At 49.1% G+C, this 19,108-nt stretch carries 20 protein-coding genes; 2 read left to right on the forward strand and 18 right to left on the reverse strand.

From position 1 onward, the window contains the following. Positions 1 to 32: 32 nt before the first annotated feature. The 5 genes from MKX98_RS21460 to MKX98_RS21480 form a co-directional block, all read right to left on the reverse strand. On the reverse strand, positions 33 to 761 hold the full coding sequence (locus MKX98_RS21460; RefSeq protein ID WP_259445205.1) for a hypothetical protein: 729 nt from the start codon (positions 759 to 761) through the stop codon (positions 33 to 35). Beyond that, the gene (locus tag MKX98_RS21465) at positions 761 to 1,651 is read right to left on the reverse strand and encodes an ABC transporter ATP-binding protein (protein WP_194543510.1); all 891 of its coding nucleotides are present in this window, start codon (positions 1,649 to 1,651) and stop codon (positions 761 to 763) included. The genes MKX98_RS21460 and MKX98_RS21465 overlap by 1 nt, the downstream gene beginning before the upstream one ends. Positions 1,652 to 1,711: 60 nt before the next feature. After that, entirely contained in the window at positions 1,712 to 2,932 is a 1,221-nt protein-coding gene (locus tag MKX98_RS21470; RefSeq protein ID WP_339218279.1) for an ROK family protein, read from the reverse strand. Between the two features lie 209 nt (positions 2,933 to 3,141). After that, positions 3,142 to 3,480 (reverse strand): four-helix bundle copper-binding protein, encoded by a 339-nt coding sequence (locus MKX98_RS21475; protein ID WP_339218280.1) that lies wholly within the window; start codon positions 3,478 to 3,480, stop codon positions 3,142 to 3,144. A 126-nt stretch (positions 3,481 to 3,606) separates the two neighbouring features. Beyond that, the gene (locus tag MKX98_RS21480; protein ID WP_339218282.1) at positions 3,607 to 4,665 is read right to left on the reverse strand and encodes a GTP-binding protein; all 1,059 of its coding nucleotides are present in this window, start codon (positions 4,663 to 4,665) and stop codon (positions 3,607 to 3,609) included. Between the two features lie 107 nt (positions 4,666 to 4,772). Between MKX98_RS21480 and MKX98_RS21485 the strand changes: the two genes are divergently transcribed. Next, entirely contained in the window at positions 4,773 to 5,291 is a 519-nt protein-coding gene (locus MKX98_RS21485; protein ID WP_194543514.1) for a MogA/MoaB family molybdenum cofactor biosynthesis protein, read from the forward strand. A gap of 158 nt (positions 5,292 to 5,449) precedes the next feature. On the opposite strand, the gene tnpA is transcribed toward MKX98_RS21485, so the two are convergent. The 3 genes from tnpA to MKX98_RS21500 all read right to left on the reverse strand — a co-directional run bounded on the left by tnpA (position 5,450) and on the right by MKX98_RS21500 (position 7,727). After that, the gene (gene tnpA / locus MKX98_RS21490; RefSeq protein ID WP_339217207.1) at positions 5,450 to 5,923 is read right to left on the reverse strand and encodes an IS200/IS605 family transposase; all 474 of its coding nucleotides are present in this window, start codon (positions 5,921 to 5,923) and stop codon (positions 5,450 to 5,452) included. Between the two features lie 185 nt (positions 5,924 to 6,108). Further along, on the reverse strand, positions 6,109 to 6,636 hold the full coding sequence (locus MKX98_RS21495; RefSeq protein ID WP_194543515.1) for a hypothetical protein: 528 nt from the start codon (positions 6,634 to 6,636) through the stop codon (positions 6,109 to 6,111). 92 nt (positions 6,637 to 6,728) lie between these two features. Beyond that, entirely contained in the window at positions 6,729 to 7,727 is a 999-nt protein-coding gene (locus tag MKX98_RS21500; protein WP_339218283.1) for an acryloyl-CoA reductase, read from the reverse strand. A gap of 211 nt (positions 7,728 to 7,938) precedes the next feature. On the opposite strand from MKX98_RS21500, the gene MKX98_RS21505 reads away from it, so the two are divergent. After that, positions 7,939 to 8,739, forward strand: a complete 801-nt coding sequence (locus MKX98_RS21505; protein ID WP_194543517.1) for a hypothetical protein — start codon at positions 7,939 to 7,941, stop codon at positions 8,737 to 8,739. 79 nt (positions 8,740 to 8,818) lie between these two features. Here the strand turns inward: MKX98_RS21505 and MKX98_RS21510 are convergent, their stop codons facing one another. The 10 genes from MKX98_RS21510 to rny all read right to left on the reverse strand — a co-directional run bounded on the left by MKX98_RS21510 (position 8,819) and on the right by rny (position 18,986). Continuing rightward, on the reverse strand, positions 8,819 to 10,273 hold the full coding sequence (locus MKX98_RS21510) for a nicotinate phosphoribosyltransferase (RefSeq protein WP_194544871.1): 1,455 nt from the start codon (positions 10,271 to 10,273) through the stop codon (positions 8,819 to 8,821). Between the two features lie 57 nt (positions 10,274 to 10,330). Beyond that, a complete protein-coding gene (locus tag MKX98_RS21515) occupies positions 10,331 to 10,888 on the reverse strand; it encodes an isochorismatase family cysteine hydrolase (protein WP_194543518.1) in 558 nt (185 codons plus the stop codon). Between the two features lie 63 nt (positions 10,889 to 10,951). Further along, on the reverse strand, positions 10,952 to 11,737 hold the full coding sequence (locus MKX98_RS21520; protein ID WP_071220157.1) for an NUDIX domain-containing protein: 786 nt from the start codon (positions 11,735 to 11,737) through the stop codon (positions 10,952 to 10,954). 163 nt (positions 11,738 to 11,900) lie between these two features. After that, positions 11,901 to 12,350, reverse strand: coding sequence for a YlbF family regulator (locus MKX98_RS21525; protein WP_071220156.1), 450 nt, complete (start codon positions 12,348 to 12,350; stop codon positions 11,901 to 11,903). A 103-nt stretch (positions 12,351 to 12,453) separates the two neighbouring features. Continuing rightward, entirely contained in the window at positions 12,454 to 14,013 is a 1,560-nt protein-coding gene (gene miaB / locus MKX98_RS21530) for a tRNA (N6-isopentenyl adenosine(37)-C2)-methylthiotransferase MiaB (RefSeq protein ID WP_339218287.1), read from the reverse strand. A gap of 311 nt (positions 14,014 to 14,324) precedes the next feature. Beyond that, on the reverse strand, positions 14,325 to 14,897 hold the full coding sequence (locus MKX98_RS21535) for a phosphate propanoyltransferase (RefSeq protein WP_339218288.1): 573 nt from the start codon (positions 14,895 to 14,897) through the stop codon (positions 14,325 to 14,327). 178 nt (positions 14,898 to 15,075) lie between these two features. Beyond that, the gene (locus MKX98_RS21540) at positions 15,076 to 16,032 is read right to left on the reverse strand and encodes a membrane dipeptidase (protein WP_339218289.1); all 957 of its coding nucleotides are present in this window, start codon (positions 16,030 to 16,032) and stop codon (positions 15,076 to 15,078) included. Between the two features lie 91 nt (positions 16,033 to 16,123). Then, positions 16,124 to 16,384, reverse strand: a complete 261-nt coding sequence (locus MKX98_RS21545) for a stage V sporulation protein S (protein WP_006211249.1) — start codon at positions 16,382 to 16,384, stop codon at positions 16,124 to 16,126. A gap of 129 nt (positions 16,385 to 16,513) precedes the next feature. Further along, complete coding sequence (locus MKX98_RS21550; RefSeq protein ID WP_113058861.1) at positions 16,514 to 17,317, reverse strand: TIGR00282 family metallophosphoesterase; 804 nt, start codon at positions 17,315 to 17,317, stop codon at positions 16,514 to 16,516. A 127-nt stretch (positions 17,318 to 17,444) separates the two neighbouring features. Next, positions 17,445 to 18,986, reverse strand: a complete 1,542-nt coding sequence (gene rny, locus MKX98_RS21555) for a ribonuclease Y (protein WP_194543521.1) — start codon at positions 18,984 to 18,986, stop codon at positions 17,445 to 17,447. Positions 18,987 to 19,108: the final 122 nt, after the last annotated feature.

The following is a 19,108-nucleotide window of genomic DNA, read 5'->3' on the forward strand; positions in this document are numbered from 1 at the left end:
TATCCCTATGGTAAAGGAAGATACCTCCTACTTCAACCTACTTTTCGGATCATGGTTGCCGCATCCTTGCGGCATGCCGTCCATAGATAAACAGCCAGCAAAATGAAGCTGTATATGAACGTATATGTAAGGGTCATGAATAACATGGCCCGGGAACGCTCGTCAGCATGAATGAGCATATCGATCATCACAGAGACGGGAGGCAGCACATAAGGAATCATTCTCAAATAAGCAAGATCATCCTGAACGATGGATTGTCCGGCTAAGGAAATAACGATAACGATTAACAGCAATCCAGCCGCTCTTCCCTGATTCTCCATAAAGCCAAACTGAAAAAATACCGAAATTGAAACGCCGAGCAAGGACAAAGCAGCATGTCCCAGATAACCCAAAACAAACTGGGATAATGTAATCGGCTTATCAAACATTCCAAACGCGATCGGGTAAAGAACAGCAAATAAGCTGAACAGGATAGATAGAAGCGTTACGGTTAAATACTGGGCGGCATAATATCGTATGGCCTTCCCGCTATGAACAATCAGGAGCATCGTTTGACGCCCTTGATCATGATTGAGAAAGTTCAAACCAAGCCAAGCGGAGCCGACAAACAGAAATGCAGCGGTTACGGCATAGCTGTCCATGATGGGGTTAGGCCGGTAAGAGTAGATAAACACTACCGATATCAGCATAAAGGCAATCGGCGCGAAATACCGATAGGATCTCGTATAACTGGCAAGCATGTAATGAATCAATGATCCCATTATGCTCCCTCCCCTTCCATGGATTGACCAAGGTTAGGCTTCACTTGCTCTGCCTTCTCCATGCTCCAAGGCTCCAGCCGTGTCAGCGATCCGCCTGACTGTAGAATATCCAGCAGCATTTCATCCGCGACCTTCCGCGAGACTACCATCGATGCAGGATTACCTCTCGATATCCAATAATGGAACCCTGAACGGCGTTCCAGTTCCAGCATTTTGTCTTGAGTAACATGCGTGAATTCCAGCTTCATCCGTCCCATCTCCGTATCGGTTTCCAGCATGCCGTCCCGCTCGATCCGCCCCTCGCGGAGTTGCGTCTCCCGATCGGCCAGCGAAGCAATAAGCAGCGGCTCGTGAACGGACATCACGATCGCTGTTCCTTGTCTTTTGATTTCACTTAGAATGCCGATCATCTCCATTTGAGAGGGCTCGTCCAATCCCGACAGAGGTTCATCCAGAACCAATAAATCGGGCTGACGAAGCAGGGCCTGCATGATATTGACCTTTTGCAGCATCCCCTTGGAGCATAGCGTCATCTTCATGTCCTGCAATCGAAACACATTCAGCATGGCATCGATCCGTTTCGCTGCTTCTTGTTTGTCCATGCCCTGAATGCCAGCCATGTGGCGCAAATATTCGGAAGGGCGAAACCGCAGCGCAGGAAAACGTTCCGGTACATAGCCGACACGCAGCGATGTTCCATGTTCGATCCGTGACCCTACCGACGGGTTAGCAAGCCCTGCTATCACATGCAGCATGGTGCTCTTTCCTGCGCCATTGCTTCCTGTTATCGCAACGCACTCAGCGCGGGAAATGCTCCAATGAATGTTATGTAAGACGGCGAATTTACCAAAACGCTTGTTTATTCCGATCAATTCCAACAGCTCCTGCAAATCTTTTCAACTCCTGTTCATGGATTCCGGTGCGGCCCGTTTGAGGGTGTCCTTCCCCCTCTAATCGCTTATGTCACCCAAGTATTTTTCAAACACAATCGTCCCTGCGCCTATGATGCACGCATCTTCTCCCAGCTGGGAGGGCTGCAGCACCATTTTATTATGGAGGCTGGATAGGCTTCTGTTAACGGATGTTTCTTTAACATGATTGAAGAAATCCGGGTAACGGTTAGCCAGTACTCCGCCCAGGATGATGATCTCGGGTGTAAGCAGATTCATGATGTTGGCCAGTGATACACCAACATATCGTGCCGATTCGTGCAGTACATTGGCAGCCAATGGATCTCCAGCCAGCCCGGCATGGATTACATCGACTACATCCATACCCTGATCATCGCTATTAAAATAAGATGTAAGAGAACTTGCTGCCCCGCGACCCAACTCCTCATACACTCTGCGGACGATGGCATTTCCCGATGCCATCGCTTCAAGGCAGCCGTCATTACCGCAATGGCAGCGCGGACCGTTGATATCTATCGTACAGTGCCCAATCTCACCGGCACCAAAAGGGTAACCCTGATATATTTTCTGGTTGAAGATCAGTCCGCACCCAATCCCGATATCTGCATCCATGTACACCAGATTGTTGAAATGCCGACCGTTTCCATACCATAGCTCACCGAGAGCCATTACGTTAGCGTCCTTCTCTACATGGGTCGGAAGCTCCGTGTTCTCCTCGATCAGATCCTTTAATCGTACTTGATGCAGACCGGTTAAGTTGGGCGGAGACAGAATTTTGCCTTGAACCGGATCAAGCGGTCCGGGCGCTCCTACGCCGATGCCGATAATTTCGGACTCCAGGCCTGACTCGTCCAGTACGGCTTGTATCGTGGATATAATCATATTCACTACGCTGCCGCGATTGGCGCCATCTTTAAAAGAGCAACGGTTCTCCAATAACACATTCCCCTGTAAATTAATGACTGCCGCCTGCACGGAGGATGCGCTAATATGAACGCCGACTGTATACTTATCGGCGGGATTCAACGAGATGAGCTTGGGCTTCCTGCCGCGGCTGGAATCATCATATAACCCGGCATCAATGATCACTCGCTCCTTCATCAGCTCTTCCACCAGATTGTTAACCGCCGTAAACGTCAAGTTCATCTTGGCTGCGATTTCCGCTTTCGTTAAACTGCCATAGTCGCGAAGCAGTCCGACGATGCCGATCCGATTCATATTACGGACATACCGATTGTTTTTTCCAACTGAATTGTTCATGTTACAACCTCATTCTTTACCATTCATTGTACTACCTTCCTAGCACATCTATCATAGGGGAAAATACGATGTTAGTAAAATTCCTCCGGGTGGTCTCGCGGAGTACGGTCAGCGCACCGGTCCAGAAGACATTATACTTATAACTAAAAAGCCCGATCTCCCGCTTCGGAAATCAGGCTTTGTTATATCGAAGGATGGTGCCGGTTGACTTAGATGTGGCTCAGCATTTCACGGCATGCTTCGGCACATTTCCGGCATGCATCTGCACATTGTTTGCAATGCTCGTGGTCATGCTTCTCGCACTCTTCCGCGCAAGCGAGGCATGCCTTGATGCACAGCTCGCAAATCTCCTTAACGTAAGGGCTTTTGCGTGACATGGCTTGAGCCGCAAACGCACAAATATCCGCACACTCCCTGTCGAGTGTAATACAATCGCGAAGCATGGCCAGTTCGTATTCTTTCAGGCAGGATACATAACATACATTGCAAGCGTTCATACATTGGAGACATGCTTCGATGCATTCTTTATATTTGAGTTCATTTAACATTGGATAGATCCTCCTTGTAGTTATTACGCTATGCCTTTGTATTAAACGTTCGACTGCCCTCTGAATCAAACACCGGCCAGAAGACCCAAGGTATAATTGCCCAAGTTAACTAGGCAAATCGTTGACTTATGCCCGACTTGTCTTCCCTTCCAGTGTTTCAAGCTGCTCTCGCAGCAGCGATTTCTGAAAGTGCTCCCCGATAAATACCACCACATCCGGGACTTGACCCTGGGGTGTAATTTTCATAAAATCGGATTCCCGGAACGCGTACTGGAACAAAAAACGGCTGTTCGTATCGCTGAAGGTGAGAATGCCCTTCGCCCGGTACACATCCCTTGGCAGCCCGGCTATCAATCGCTCAAATTCCACACTGTTTACTGCATGGCTGAAATAGTAGGTGTAGGACATTACATGATCATGAGAGCCATGATCATGTGTTTGGCCGTGGTTGTGTGTATGATGCTCATGGCTGTGGTCATGCTCATGGCTGTTGGCTTGCTTGTTCTTGTCTGTATCCTCATGGGCATCATCCCTGCCCTCTCGATTATGTACAATCGAATGCTCAACCCGGTCCTTGGGATCGCTCTGAAGCAGATCTTCAAGTTTTATGTCGCAGCGCACCGCAGGCATGATCGGAGCATACGGATTCCAGCGCTCGACCAGCTGCTGAACCGTCTCTTTGCCCTGATCCGTTACTTGGTCCATCTTATTGAGGACAAGCGCCGAGGCTGCACGAATCTGCTCCTGCATCAAACGATAGGTTTTCCCCTTCTGCTCTATATTCAAATGCAGCAGATGCGCGGCATCCACGACAGTGATCAGTTTTTTCACATCGATTCTCATGTATAAAGAAGCTTCCGCCGCCGCGTCCAGGATTTCCATCGGATTGGCGATCCCCGTCGCTTCAATGACGATGACATCCGGCTGCTCCCGCTGGATTAGCATTGCGATTTCAGATGATAAATCGGATCGAATGGTACAACAAATACAGCCGCTTAGCATCTCTGCCGTCGGTACTTCTTCACCTGCGACAAGTCCTTCGATGTTGACCTCGCCGATCTCATTCATGACAATGGCCGGCCGCAATCCCTGCTGCTTGAAGGAGGTAATAAGACGGCTAAGCAATGTCGTTTTTCCACTGCCAAGAAAACCTGATAAAATATAAATGGGTGTTACGTGCTCCACGTTCCATACTCCTTTGCGTGCATCATGATTATGCTAGCGAGTGTACTACATTTCATCCATCTACTGCAAGCGCGCCGCCACTAACTATAACAGGAGATGTCATTTCTATGAATTCATCGCAAGAGCATAAACAGCAATCCCCCGCTTCCGTGAACTGCAAGGTGATTACGGTCTCGGATACGCGGACCAAGGACACGGACAAGAGCGGCAAACTGATGATGAGCTTGCTTGAAGAAGCCGGGCATGCCGTTGTATCTTACAGCATTGTTCAGGACGACTACGAAACGATCCGCGAAACGATCTATACTGCGGTTAGCAATCCGGACATTGATGTCGTCCTACTAACAGGCGGAACAGGCATATCGAGCCGGGATACCACCTACGAAGCCGTATCCTCATTGCTTGATAAGGAACTCCCCGGATTCGGCGAAATCTTCCGCTTCCTAAGCTTTACGGAGGATATTGGGTCTGCGGCCATATTGAGCCGCGCGATCGGCGGCACGCTAAGCCACACGGCCGTCTTCTCCATGCCGGGTTCTAGCGGAGCCGTCAAGCTTGCGATGAACCGGATTCTGCTGCCTGAGCTGCGGCACATCAAATATGAGCTGGATAAACACAGATCATAACCAACGCCGGGCAACAAATCATGACCACCCGTCCAACGGGTGGTTTGCTCTTGGGGTATAACCCCTTGTTGCCAAACTGCGCCTAAAGACGCTAGCCTGACCATAACTCTGTTCAGGCTCATTGTTATTTGTCACTTTCACTTACCAGTTAAACTGGTTTATTTCTTTTTGCCCCTGTTGCTGTTGAATGGATCTTCGTACTCTTTTACACTCAACTTATCCATGGCTTGATCATGTGCCTCTTGTTCACGAATGTACTTCGCTACTGTTGCTTCATTCAAACCTACTGTACTCACATAATATCCTTCTGCCCAAAATTTTCGATTCCCGTATTTATATTTTAGTTGTGCATGCTTCTCGAAGATCATTAACGAACTTTTCCCCTTTAGATATCCCATGAATGATGAGACTGAAATTTTCGGCGGGATAGCCACCAACATATGGACATGATCGGGCATCATGTGGCCTTCTATAATTTCTACTCCTTTGTACTTACATAAGCGTTTGAAAATTTCTATTAAGTCTCTTCTTACTTGATTATAGATCTCTTTCCGTCTATACTTCGGGGTAAATACAATGTGGTATTTGCACATCCACTTTGTGTGAGCTAGGCTGTAGCTCTTGGTTGCCATTTGAGAACATTCCTTTCTTTGAGCCTGAACATCTCAATTTTATTGGAATGGTCTCAGTGGTCAAACCCTCAATCCCTCCACCCGCATAGCGGGTGGTTTTTTGTTTCGCGCGTTTCACGCACTCAACTGGCTAAAGCCATAAACAAAAGGCCGGATGCATATGGGCATCCGGCCTTAGCTGTATCCTAACTGCTGGCACGTCGTTGATGTTTGGCAAGCAGGGAGGGCGCTATTTTTTTGACCTGGTCATAATAGTTATCCGTTTTGTCGCCCGTTGACGTATATACGATGGACGTTTCTTTGTCGCTCACGATCAGGTTATGTCCGCCGGCCGCATTGGCATCCCCTTCTGTAACGCCGTATATCTCCTTGATCCCTTTTTCCCTGGCCGCTTGATCCTGATAGACATATACGGTGATAAACTGGCTTGCATCATAATTGATCCGGTATTGATACGTAATATTGCCGACGTTGTCCTCCGCATAGGTTTCATTGGTCAACGGCATGCCCACCTGGTTAAACGAGGCTTGGAGATCCTCAAGGAATTTTCCGTTCAAACCCCGTCCCGATATCCGGGCCTCCCTGGACCCTTCCTCGTAAGCCCTCATGTTATATAGGCGCATCTCGTCCCTGGCTATCTGCCTGGAACAACCGACCGATATGGCAAGAATGGAACAAAGCAATAAAACGGTAACGATTCTGCGATAATTCATGTTCACTCACCCTTCCTTAGGTGTCAGAGGTTGCCTTCCCTTAGAATGCCTGAGGATGAGGAACATTATGCGTATGAGAAATCAAGGTAATATTATAGAGCGATGACGCTTCTTCCAACTGCTCTGCCCTGCAGAATGGTGTTCAGCACTTCAGGCAGATCGTGTAGACCGTATTCCGTAATTCCTTCTTGTAGCACGGATGCCGGCTTCCATTCATCCGCCAGTTTCGACCATACCGATCGGCGGTAGGCCATAGGGCAGTATACCGAATCGATTCCGAGGAGATTGATGCCTCTAAGGATAAACGGAAACACCGTCGAATCAAAAGCACCGCCACCCGTCATACCGGAAACAGCGACGCTTCCGCCATATTTTACGCTTTTCAGAAGTGAACCCAGTTGGTTTCCTCCGACCGGATCTACTATCGCTGCCCAGCGCTCGGCAGAGATGGCCCCCTTGGAGGATGCCGCAGCCTCTTCTCTGGATATCACTTCATGAGCTCCCAGCTTTAAGAGCCAGTCCCTCTGACTTGATTTGCCTGTGGATGTCGTTACGCTATAGCCTAATTGACTGAGGATGGAGACCGCGAAGCTGCCCACGCCCCCAGTTGCCCCCGTAACTAGAACGGCCCCCTGTTCCTGTCGCAGTCCATTCCGTATCAAGGCCTCTATCGATAATGCAGCCGTAAAACCTGCGGTTCCGATAGCCATCGCATCACGCGGAGACAAGCCCTGCGGCAGCGGGACAAGCCATTCTCCCTTAACCCGTGCATACTGGCTGAACCCGCCTTCATGAGATACGCCTAATTCATAACCGGTACAGAGAACGTCATCGCCTTCCTTGTAATCAGCATGAGCGGAATGCACAACCGTTCCTGCCAGATCAATGCCCGGAATGAACGGGTATCGGCGGACAATTTTCCCTTCCGGTATGCTGGCCAGCCCGTCTTTATAGTTAACCCCGCTGTATAATACCCGCACAATAACGTCACCTTCGGGCAGCTGCTTCAAACACAGGTTCTCCACGCTGCCGCGAACCCCTTGTTCATCTTGACGCAGCACGTAGGCCTGAAAATTGGTTTCGTTGTCCACACATATCACTCCTTGGGTTAGTTTAGGTGCTGTAAAGCAATCCGGATTTGCACTATGAATATGTCGAAGCTTTATACATGCTCTCGGAATATGGCGACTTATGCGCTTTCCCAAGAAATGATCCAGTATCGTCATTTATAATCAGAATTGTGTTATTATGGAAAAAGAATACTTTTATAAAAGATTATCAGCAGGAGTTGAAATCCACGTTATGACTCATTTCGATCATGGATCTACACGTAGATCCTTCCGCTTCTCGTACTTGCTCACGCTGGTAACACTACTTCTGTTACCGCTCGTCCATAAGCCGATCAGCCAGGTTTTTGGATTCCTTGGTATTCATACACAATCAGGCGGCATTGCCGGCTCGTTTCTCGTTTTCTTTTTGAGTTTGGGTCTCATTCTTACGCTGTTTAGACTAGTCTTCAGGGCTTTCCCTTTAATTACCTGGCCTGGTCTCAAAGTGTACGTACTAATCGGCCTCCTCTTCATTTTAATGACAGGGATCTACGAATACACAAACACACACCGCTCGGTTGAAGCGGCGGTATTCAACGAGAAACATGCTTTTCTTGAAGCACCTTTCAGCATAGATCATGCTGAAATCATACAATCCGAATTAACCTCTGAGAATGTTTATGCTTTCGTGGGTACACCTGGACTGGGACTGCAATTATCCACCTATACCAAAGGATGGTTTGGATGGAATATGTCCGCCGTAACTACATTATACCTTTCTCCTGAGAATCCCGCTTCTCCGTCCGTATTCTCGGAGACAAACCTGGATTCATCACTCGTGTTTGGCCTGTATAGAAGCACAGAACCCATTCAGATTCATGTAAATGGTCAGCCGGCACATACCATACCCTACCAACAACTGAGGCCTGATGTCAGTGAAGATTTGTACATGTGGTATTACGAACGCCAGCCCGACACGATAGAGAACAAGGACAAGGTTCACCTCACCGCGCGTGACGTCAACGGAAGTATAGTGGATCGACTTGAGTTATAGCCGAGTACAAAAAGACGCCCCTTCTCCTGCCAAGCGGCAAGATTGGGAAAGCGTCTTTTTCATTTCTGTATTTTATAACCTAATCTTCATGCTGTTCCATGAACTCGGCCATCATCCGCTGTTTCACTTCCCAGACCTCTTCACTCAAATTCACGCGGTAAATTTCCGGATTCAGCTTCCGCAGATACTCCGGCCAGAACTGATCCAGCTGAGCATCATGATAGCTGCGAATCTCTTCGAGCTTCGGCAGCTCATACACCAGTTCGCCATTCACAAACACCGGTTCAAGCATGGACACCGCTTCAAAGTTCTTTACATTTTTGCGCATGTAAGGATGCAGCGGATTAAACAGCTTTAATTTCCCGTTTTCCGGCGGCATCTCTTCTTCCGGGAAGCAGATGTAATCGGCGATCGCTTTGCCGCTGCCCTTGGATATGATGCGATATACCTCTTTTTTGCCCGGGGTAGATACTTTTTCGGGGTTGCCCGAGATTTTGATGGTCGGTACCATCTTCCCGTCAACCTCCCGCTCCACCAGCTTATAAACGCCCCCAAGCGCAGGCTGGTCGGCTGCCGTAATCAATTGGGTACCGACGCCCCAAGTATCTACTTTGGCCCCTTGCGCCTTGAGATCCAGAATGGTGCCTTCATCCAGATCGTTTGATGCCACGATACCGACGTAATGAAGACCGGCCTCATCCAGCATCTTTCGTGCCTGAATCGACAGGTAAGCCAAATCCCCGCTATCTAAACGAATGGCATTCATCCGTTTCCCTTGGGCCTCCAGCTTCTTCGCCGTTACGATGGCATGGGGAATCCCGCTCTTTAACGTATCAAAGGTATCCACCAGCAGCGTCACTTGATCCGGCATAACCTCGGCAAATATATCAAAGGCCTCCTGCTCGCTCCGGAAGGTCTGCACCCAGGAATGCGCATGCGTGCCTTTTGTCGGGATGCCGAATTTCTCGCCAGCCAGCATATTCGACGTGGCATGGAAACCGGCCAGATACGCAGCACGCGCCCCCCAAACCGCCGCATCCGCTTCCTGTGCACGTCTTGTACCAAACTCCAGCAAGGTATCGCCGCTGGCAACCTGCCGGATACGGGACGCTTTGGTAGCGATCAAGGTTTGAAAGTTCATAAAGTTCAAGAGTGCCGTTTCGACCAGCTGTGTCTCGAAAATGGTGCCTTCCACTCGAATGAGCGGCTCGTTCGGGAATACCAGCGCCCCCTCCTTCATGGAATGAATATTCCCTTGAAAACGGAATCGGCGAAGCTCTTCCAGAAATTCAGGTTTATACTTCTCTTCCTGTTTGGCCAAATACGCGATATCCTCATCCGAGAAACGCAAGGACTCAATATAATGTACAATCCGCTCAAGACCGGCAAAAACGGCATATCCGTTACCGAATGGCAACTTACGGAAATACGCCTCAAACACCGCACGCGTACGATGAGAGCCATTAATCCAGTGAGCGTACATCATGTTAATCTGGTATTTGTCCGTGTGTAGTGCTAATCCTGCTGTCAGCATCACGATCATCCTCCACTGTTACCCGGTTCATCTAGGCTTCCGGGTGGTTCAAGCTGTCTATTGATTAAGAAGTTCCTTACTTCGCACTACCGATGCCCCGAGGCTGCCTTGAAAGTGACTTAAAGCCCACTTATGTCCTTCCGGATTAAAGCTTGCGACGGCATCTTCATAAACGGTAATACGATATCCGTAATTATAAGCATCCACTGCGGTATGCAGCACGCAGATGTCGGTACAAACTCCGATGAGATCGACTTCGGTAATCCCGCGTTCCCGCAGCTTCTGGTTCAGATCCGTACCGCAAAATGCGCTGTATCTCGTTTTGTCCATCCAATAGATGGCGTCTTCTCGTTCCTCATACACCCGCTGAAGTTCACCGTATAATTCCCGACCCCGGGTTCCCCGAATGTTATGCGGAGGGAACAGCTTCGTTTCGGGATGATAAGCGTCATTGCTCTCATGCAGGTCCACGGCCATTACAACAAAATCACCACGATCGCTGTACAACTTGGTCAGCTCCGCGATGGTGTTCTGAATGTCAATGGCGGGCTTCCCTACCGGCAGATTGCCATCCACGAAATCATTCGTGAAATCTATCACGATCAAGGCTTTCATCTGACACACTCCTCTACGACATGATTAATGTGATCGATAAAATAACAGCTTGTGAATCCCATCCTACGTATAAATTGATAGCAACGGTGCATGATCCGTAAACCGATACAATTGGGCCGGCCGCTGGGAATATTGATTGGAGTTTAGCGGCTTGCCGTTCTCATCCCGTGCTTCTTCCAGTATCCCCTGTCTGCTGCGGGTTGACGTGATTTTACGGATAAAATTGGGCTCGTTGAACTCGGGCACAACCGTCTGGATGACCTGATATAACTCGCTCAGTGTAAAATGCTCCGGTAAAAACTGCCGCGCAATCGTCGTCTGCAGCATTTGCTGCTGAATCTTGCGGTACGCATCCATTATGATATCTCTGTGGTCAAAAGCCAGCTCCAGCTCTTCCAAAGCTTCCGCGACCGTAAACAGACCTACCTCTTCCGCATCATCGGCAGCCTGGCGATGCTCCAGCATCCATTCTTCTACGAGCGCGTAGAATGCATGGCTGATAATCCAGCCCCTTGGATCCCGTCCCGGTGCGCTGTACACGCCCAAGTACTCCAAATGGCCGCCATCCACCCCGGTCTCTTCTTTCAGCTCCCGTTTGGCGGCATCGTAAATAGACTCACTCTCACGGCAAAATCCGCCGGGGAGTGCCCACATACCCGCACATGGCCATGACCTGCGCCTGATCAGCATCACCTTAAGCTCGCGTATCGGCAATGTCTTGGTGAAGGTTTTCCGTTCCCGCTTCGTTAAGGTAAACATCACGATATCAGCGGGCACACCATCCGGTGTTCTGTATTTCTTGGCACTGCTCTTTGGAGCCTGTTCGCGATCCGTCATTTCCATCACCATAACTATTATTTTGATAATTTCATTATGACATATTTAAAAATGATGTCAAGGATTTCCTGACCCCATCCTTTATAATAAGTTTACTATGCCCTATTCATTCTCATTCTGTACATGAAATAACAAGAATAGAAAAGGTGCGGAACCATTCCGCACCTCGTTTCATCTATCCGCAGCTGCTTGGCGGCGTATCTTTTCCTGTTTCCACATTCACTTTTTCCGAAACCGTATCATGAATCACGGATACGACCAGCTGAAGAAGATAATTAATGTCGCTTTGACTTTGCTGGAACTCCATCACGAGCGGAATACCGTCAATCTCCTCTTGCAGTTCTTCGATCTCCCGTTCGATTTTGGCGACCATATCCTTGTTCTGGAACGTTTCAAAAGCCACGATTTCCTTTTGCTTTTTCTTAATGGTTTTTATCAGGTTTTGAACCCGTTCGTGGTTCTGGATCTTCTCTTCGGCCTGCTTAAACATCTGAACTTCTTCACTGGTGGATATTAATTCCGCCAGCTCGCCGGCTTTTGCCAAAATATCGTCACGTATAATCAATTCACGCGTGTTGTAAGTTGACATACCGTATGTGTTCGTACGAACATGATCATGTGCCAAGGTTCATCGCTCCAATTCTTCATCATCTATATGGGAATATGCAGCACCGGCAGGTTTTTTGTTCGCGGCCCTATGCTGCATTTGAATACTGCCTGCTCCTCTATTATACCGCATCCGAGGCAGGAATCGTGTCCGGGATTCTATCCCCTTTGATATACCAGGTCTTCGTATCCGTAATCCGGACATTTACGAAGCTGCCTATGAGCTCCGTCGAGCCTTCGAAATGCACCAGCTTGTTCGTGCGCGTGCGTCCCGACAGCATGGAATCGTTGTTCTTACTGACTCCTTCTACCAGCACCTCCACCGTAGATCCAAGCAGCCTGTCGTTGCTCTTGCGGCTGTACTCATTGATGGCGGCATTCAATCGCTGAAGACGCTCGCTCTTGATCTCCATCGGTACATTATCCTCCATCACCGCCGCTGGCGTTCCTTCACGAGGAGAATAAATGAACGTGTAAGCGGAGTCGTAGCCGACCTCCCGAACCAGGGACAGCGTCTCCTCAAACTGCTCATCGGTCTCACCAGGGAATCCGACAATGATGTCGGTGGTGAATGCTACATTGGGAATCGCCTTCTTAATTTTTTGGGCCAGCTCCAAGTACGTCTCACGCGTATATTTTCGGCTCATTTTTTTGAGCACTTGCGTGCTTCCCGACTGTACCGGCAGGTGAATATGCTCGACCAGGTTACCACCCTTCGCCAGCACCTCAATCAGGTGATCATCGAAATCCCTTGGATGGGATGTAGTGAAGCGAACACGCGGGATATCGATCTTGTGAATATCATCCATCAGATCGCCGAAACGGTATTCGATATCTTCAAAGTCTTTGCCATATGCGTTCACGTTCTGACCGAGCAGCGTAATTTCCTTATACCCTTGCCGGGCTAATTCACGAACCTCAGCAATGACATCCTCCGGACGCCGGCTGCGCTCCTTGCCGCGGGTATATGGGACGATGCAGTATGTACAGAATTTATCACAGCCGTACATAATGTTGACCCAGCCGCGGAGACCTTCTCTCTTTTTCGGTAGATTCTCAACAATGTCGCCCTCTTTGGACCACACTTCAACCACCATTTCTTTGCTGAAGAGCGCTTCCTGAATAAGATGAGGCAGACGATGCACGTTATGCGTACCAAAAATCAAATCCACGAAGCCATGCTTTTGGAGAATTCGATTAACAACCGATTCTTCCTGCGACATGCAGCCGCAAACGCCAAGGAGCATATCCGGCTTTTCCGTCTTCAAATGCTTCAGATGGCCGAGTTCACCAAACACTTTGTCCTCCGCGTTTTCACGAATGGCGCACGTATTGAGCAAGATGATGTCCGCCTGCTTCCGATCCTCGGTTGCCTGGTAGCCCATCTGCTCCAGCAATCCCTTGATCGTTTCGGAATCATGCTCATTCATCTGACATCCGTACGTATACACGATATAATGCTTGCCAGCCCCGAGGGTTCGAAACGCTTCCGGCAGCTCGGTATCGTACAAAACTTCGACACTCTGCTTGCCGCGCTGTTTTTCCTGTCTATGATTAGGCTCCGAAAGGATGTTGATTTCCCGGCCATTGATGCGAATTCTCTTCCCGTGTTCATCTTCGGAGAGAACTTTGGCTCCTGAAAAATCAAAATACTTGGAGTAGTCCTTACTTTCTTTAGACATGCTAGGTCACTCCTTAGATCCGCAAAATCTCTGGTTTACATGACAATATTGCTTAAATAGGCACTGTTTTAAATTATATCATGATCTTAATGCCTAAGCTACCACCTTGGGCGTTAATGAGTCCAAACCTTATCAAACGCTTTCCTTCAAAATAGGCCACCGAAACATGGAACCCGTAGAAAATTTCAAAAAAGAGCCTGAAATCGAAATGAATCGACTCAGGCTCTTCCAGCTGTGAACGCTAAAAACGCTTAACAGCAGCAGATGCGTGACACATACAGTATGTTCATGAAGTTTACTGAAGCTATAGATTAATCAATAATTTCAGCAGTGTCTCCGTTTTTGGCGCCGGCAGCGTTAGCTTCATCGGTATCGATATGCATGTCGAGCGCAAAATTGTCGGATACGCGGGCAATGACGTTCTCCAGAACAAGACCGCGTTCGCCGCCTAAGCGTACCTTCAGCAGGTCCTTGTCTTTAATACCCCATTGATCCGCATCGGATGTATGGAAGTGGATATGACGAGCGGCTACGATGACACCTTCATCCACCGTTACTTCACCAGCCGGACCTTTAATCGTAATTCCCGGGGTTCCAGCGATGTTTCCGGATTCGCGTACAGGTGCTTTCATACCGATGGCAAAGGAATCCGTGCGGGAAATCTCCAGCTGGGTTGCAGGACGTGCAGGTCCCAAAATTCTTACTTTATCGAATTGTCCCTTCGTTCCAATAACCGCTACCGTTTCGTTGGCTGCGAATTGTCCTGGCTGGGACAATGGTTTGAACTCTGTCAGCTGATATCCAGGGCCGAACAATGCCTCAATATGCTCTTGGGTTAAATGAATATGGCGGGCGGATACACCCACAGGTACAGTTTTACTCATCTGTCTCACTCCTTGTTTTTCTCTATATGCTGTACATGCCATCACCTATTATACTCTCTATTACCCAAAAATAAAAAGGCAACCCGGGTGATTCAGGCCGCCTTCTTCCGATTCACGAGCAATCTGCTACAGGATTGTCAAAGTTATCCTCGAATCATGGTCGTTATGCGAAAGGTTGCTATGCTTGGCCTGACAATGAAGGTAAATTCTGCTCAAGAAAATGGAGGGCATACTCCGACATCCAGCCCTTTACCATCGATTCCGGGTAATGTTTAAGCAGCAGCTCCTGAAATTCAGGATACCGGCCCGGATGCTCAAGCCCGGCAACCCATTGATCAATCCCGTCGAAGTCCGAACCGAACATGATGTGCTCTTCACCGCCCAGCTCACAAATCTTCTCGATATGCGGCAATATGTCCTCCGGCTTCACACGATCTACTCCGCTGCGGATAAACCAGGGCACAAACGTGATTCCAATCATTCCGTTTAGCGCGATTAGTGCCCTTATCTGCTCATCATTCAAATTCCGGGGATGCTGGCAGACGGAGTACGCATTGGAATGCGAGGCGATGATGGGCCCTTTGGTCAGCTCCGCGAGCTCCCAGAAGCCAGCTTGGGACAGGTGAGACACATCCAGAATGATGCCCGTCGAATGGGATAGCTCTACCAGCTGCCGTCCCCGTTCCGTGAATCCCCCATTTCGCTGCTCCAGTACTCCATCCGCAGCCCAGTTCGCATAATTCCAGGTAACCCCCATCAAACGCACGCCCATCTCAAACAAGAGCTGGACGTAATACAAATTCCCCTCCAGCCCGTCAACGCCTTCCAAGGACAGAACGCCGAACCGTCCATGCTGACCTTGTCTGGTCTCTTGGAGTTGCTCCCGCCAAAGCAGGGGCTTAAGATGTCCCGGTTTAACGATGCGGCTGCGATATGTATCGAGTTGTGCCAGCACCCGTTCAAAGGATGGTCTCCCCCATTTCTCAGATAAAAAAACAGCGAACACCTGAAGGGCCAGGTCGCCCTCCTCCATGCGCTGCAGCGTTACATCCAAATGCGGGTCGTCCGCAAAGGAGGCTTGGGGAGCTTCCCACATTTTGCTCAAAACATCACAGTGAAAATCAACCGTACGCATCGCGCCGCTCATCTCCCTTCTGAACTTGTCACAGCAAAAAGCCTGTTTACACCAAGTAGAGTAAACAGGCTAATACCTCAACATTCGAAATTTATCTAGGTTCTACGATCAATTTAATTGCCGTCCGGTCTTCGCCATCAATCACAATATCCGTAAAAGCAGGGATGCAAATCAAATCCACCCCGCTCGGTGCTACAAATCCCCGGGCAATCGCTACCGCTTTAATGGCCTGGTTCAGTGCTCCCGCCCCAATCGCTTGCAGTTCCGCTCCGCCCCGCTCCCTAAGAACTCCAGCGAGCGCCCCTGCAACTGAATTAGGATTGGATTTTGCTGAAACTTTTAATACTTCCATGGTAAGTACCTCCCCTGGGAATGTTGAGTGATGGTTTGCTTCCGCTTACTAGATGTTATTCGTGAGAGGGGAAAAAATTCCTGCTTTTTACCATCCGTTCCTAATTTAATTAAACGGATTCCGTCTTTTTTAATCCATCCGCCATTCGTCTTCGTACATGCGGATTTTCTGTATCTTCCGGGCTCTTCCCGTGTCCTCATCCATATCCACGCATACGGCATGGAACTGCCATTTGCCTTCGTCGACCTGGAAGCGGGCAGGAAGCTGGGTCTTGAACTTATACATCACCGCATCGCGCTGCATGCCGAGGATGCCTTCCTTGGAGCCCACCATGCCGGTATCCGTAATATAAGCTGTTCCTCCCGGCAGTATGGTATCGTCATTGCTTTGCACGTGGGTGTGCGTTCCGACCACCATCGAGGCGCGGCCTTCCAGATGCCATCCCATCGCAATCTTCTCCGACGTCGCCTCAGCATGGAAGTCCACCAGAATGCACTTCGTCTTCTGGCGAAGCTCATCCACAATGTCATCGGCTGCGCGAAACGGGCAATCGATGGCTGGCAGGAAGGTTCGTCCTTGTAGATTCACGATCGCCAGCTGTTTGCCGTTCGCTTTGATGATTGTGTATCCACGCCCCGGTGTGCCGGGCGGAAAATTTGCCGGACGAATCATGCGCGGCTCATCATCAATAAACTCAAAAATGTCCTTGTTATCCCAGGTGTGGTTACCCAAGGTGATGCCATGAATGCCCCAATTGAAAAATTCATTGGCGATGGCCGAGGTAATGCCGCGTCCTGAAGCAGCATTCTCCCCATTGGCAATAATGATGTGCGGATTATATTTGGACTTCAGCTCCGGAAGAGAAGCCTTCAAAGCTTTACGCCCTGTACTGCCGACAATGTCTCCGATGAATAATACTTTGATGTCAATCACTCCTTCAGGGATGCTTGTCCTGATTCCCGGCAGGACCGTTCCCGATTCATAAATGTCCGAAACTGTATTTTTGGTACTTGAAAGATAAAAAGTGGCCGGATTGCGGCCACTTTTTAAGGTCCAAACTCTATTTCGCGTAATCCACCGCTCGGGTTTCCCGGATGACGGTGACTTTGATATGACCCGGATAATCCAGTTCATTCTCAATGGTTTTGGTAATGTCACGTGCCAAGCGGAATGCTTCGGCATCGTCGATTTTCTCAGGCTGTACCATGACGCGAACTTCACGTCCCGCTTGAATGGCATAGGATTTCTCAACGCCTTCAAAGGATTCGGAAATTTCTTCGAGCTTCTCAAGACGGCGGATATACGTCTCAAGCGTCTCTCTGCGTGCTCCCGGTCTTGCAGCAGACAATGCGTCAGCTGCGCCAACCAGCATGGCAATAACCGAAGTTGCTTCACAATCACCGTGATGAGAGGCAATGCTGTTGATAACCACCGGATGTTCCTTATACTTCTTCGCCAGCTCCACGCCGATTTCAACGTGCGATCCTTCCACTTCATGATCCAGCGCTTTACCGATGTCATGCAACAGTCCTGCCCGTTTCGCAAGCACGATGTCTTCGCCCAGTTCGCCGGCCATCAGGCCAGTCAAATAGGCCACTTCCATGGAGTGTTTCAACACATTTTGTCCATAGCTTGTACGGAATTTCAGTCGGCCCAGAATTTTGATCAAATCTGGGTGCAAACCGTGAACGCCAACCTCGAAAGTCGCTTGTTCTCCGTATTCGCGAATGCGTTCGTCCACTTCCTTGCGGGATTTCTCCACCATTTCTTCGATACGAGCCGGATGAATCCGTCCGTCCGCCACGAGCTTTTCCAAAGCTGTACGGGCAATTTCACGGCGAATCGGATCAAAACCGGAGAGAATAACAGCTTCCGGAGTATCATCGATAATAAGGTCAATCCCTGTAAGGGTCTCAAGCGCACGAATATTCCGGCCTTCACGTCCGATAATCCGGCCCTTCATTTCTTCATTCGGCAAAGTGACAACAGATACCGTGGTTTCCGCGACGTGATCAGCCGCACAGCGCTGAATAGCCAGCGTGATGATCTCGCGTGATTTCTTATCTGCCTCTTCCTTCGCCTGCTGCTCGATTTCTTTAATCATCTGAGCGGTTTCATGACGAACTTCCTGTTCAACATTACTGAGAATAATGCTGCGGGCATCCTCCATCGTGAGGTTGGAGATGCGCTCCAGTTCCGTCGTTTGTTTCTTGTAAATGGCATCGATTTGCTGCTGGGTCTCTTCTATTCGTTTCTCTTTGTTCGCCACTTGTTCTTCTTTACGTTCCAAAGATTCTATTTTTTTATCCAGCGACTCTTCCTTTTGCAACAATCTGCGCTCCTGCCGTTGAATTTCATTCCGGCGCTCACGAGTGTCTTTTTCAGCTTCGGCTCTAATTTTATGAACTTCGTCTTTAGCTTCGAGAACCGTTTCTTTCTTCAATGCTTCTGCTTCCTTCTTCGCACTTTCTACGATCTGCAAAGCGGCATGCTCGGCACTGGAAATTTTAGCTTCTGCAAGGGATTTGCGAATAAAATAACCGAACCCAAAGAATATAGCGGCTACAGCGAGAACGATTATGATCCACCAAATTGGATGCATCTGATCACCTCCTCGTTGTTTCCTCCAAGGCATTCCTTGGGAAATGTTCAATTGTCAGGTTACTCATTCATACATAAAATTTTCCGGCAGTGGAAGCTGCCGTCCATACTGCGCACGCCGTA

It is taken from the genome of Paenibacillus sp. FSL W7-1332 (genome assembly GCF_037969785.1).
GTDB lineage: Bacteria > Bacillota > Bacilli > Paenibacillales > Paenibacillaceae > Paenibacillus_AQ.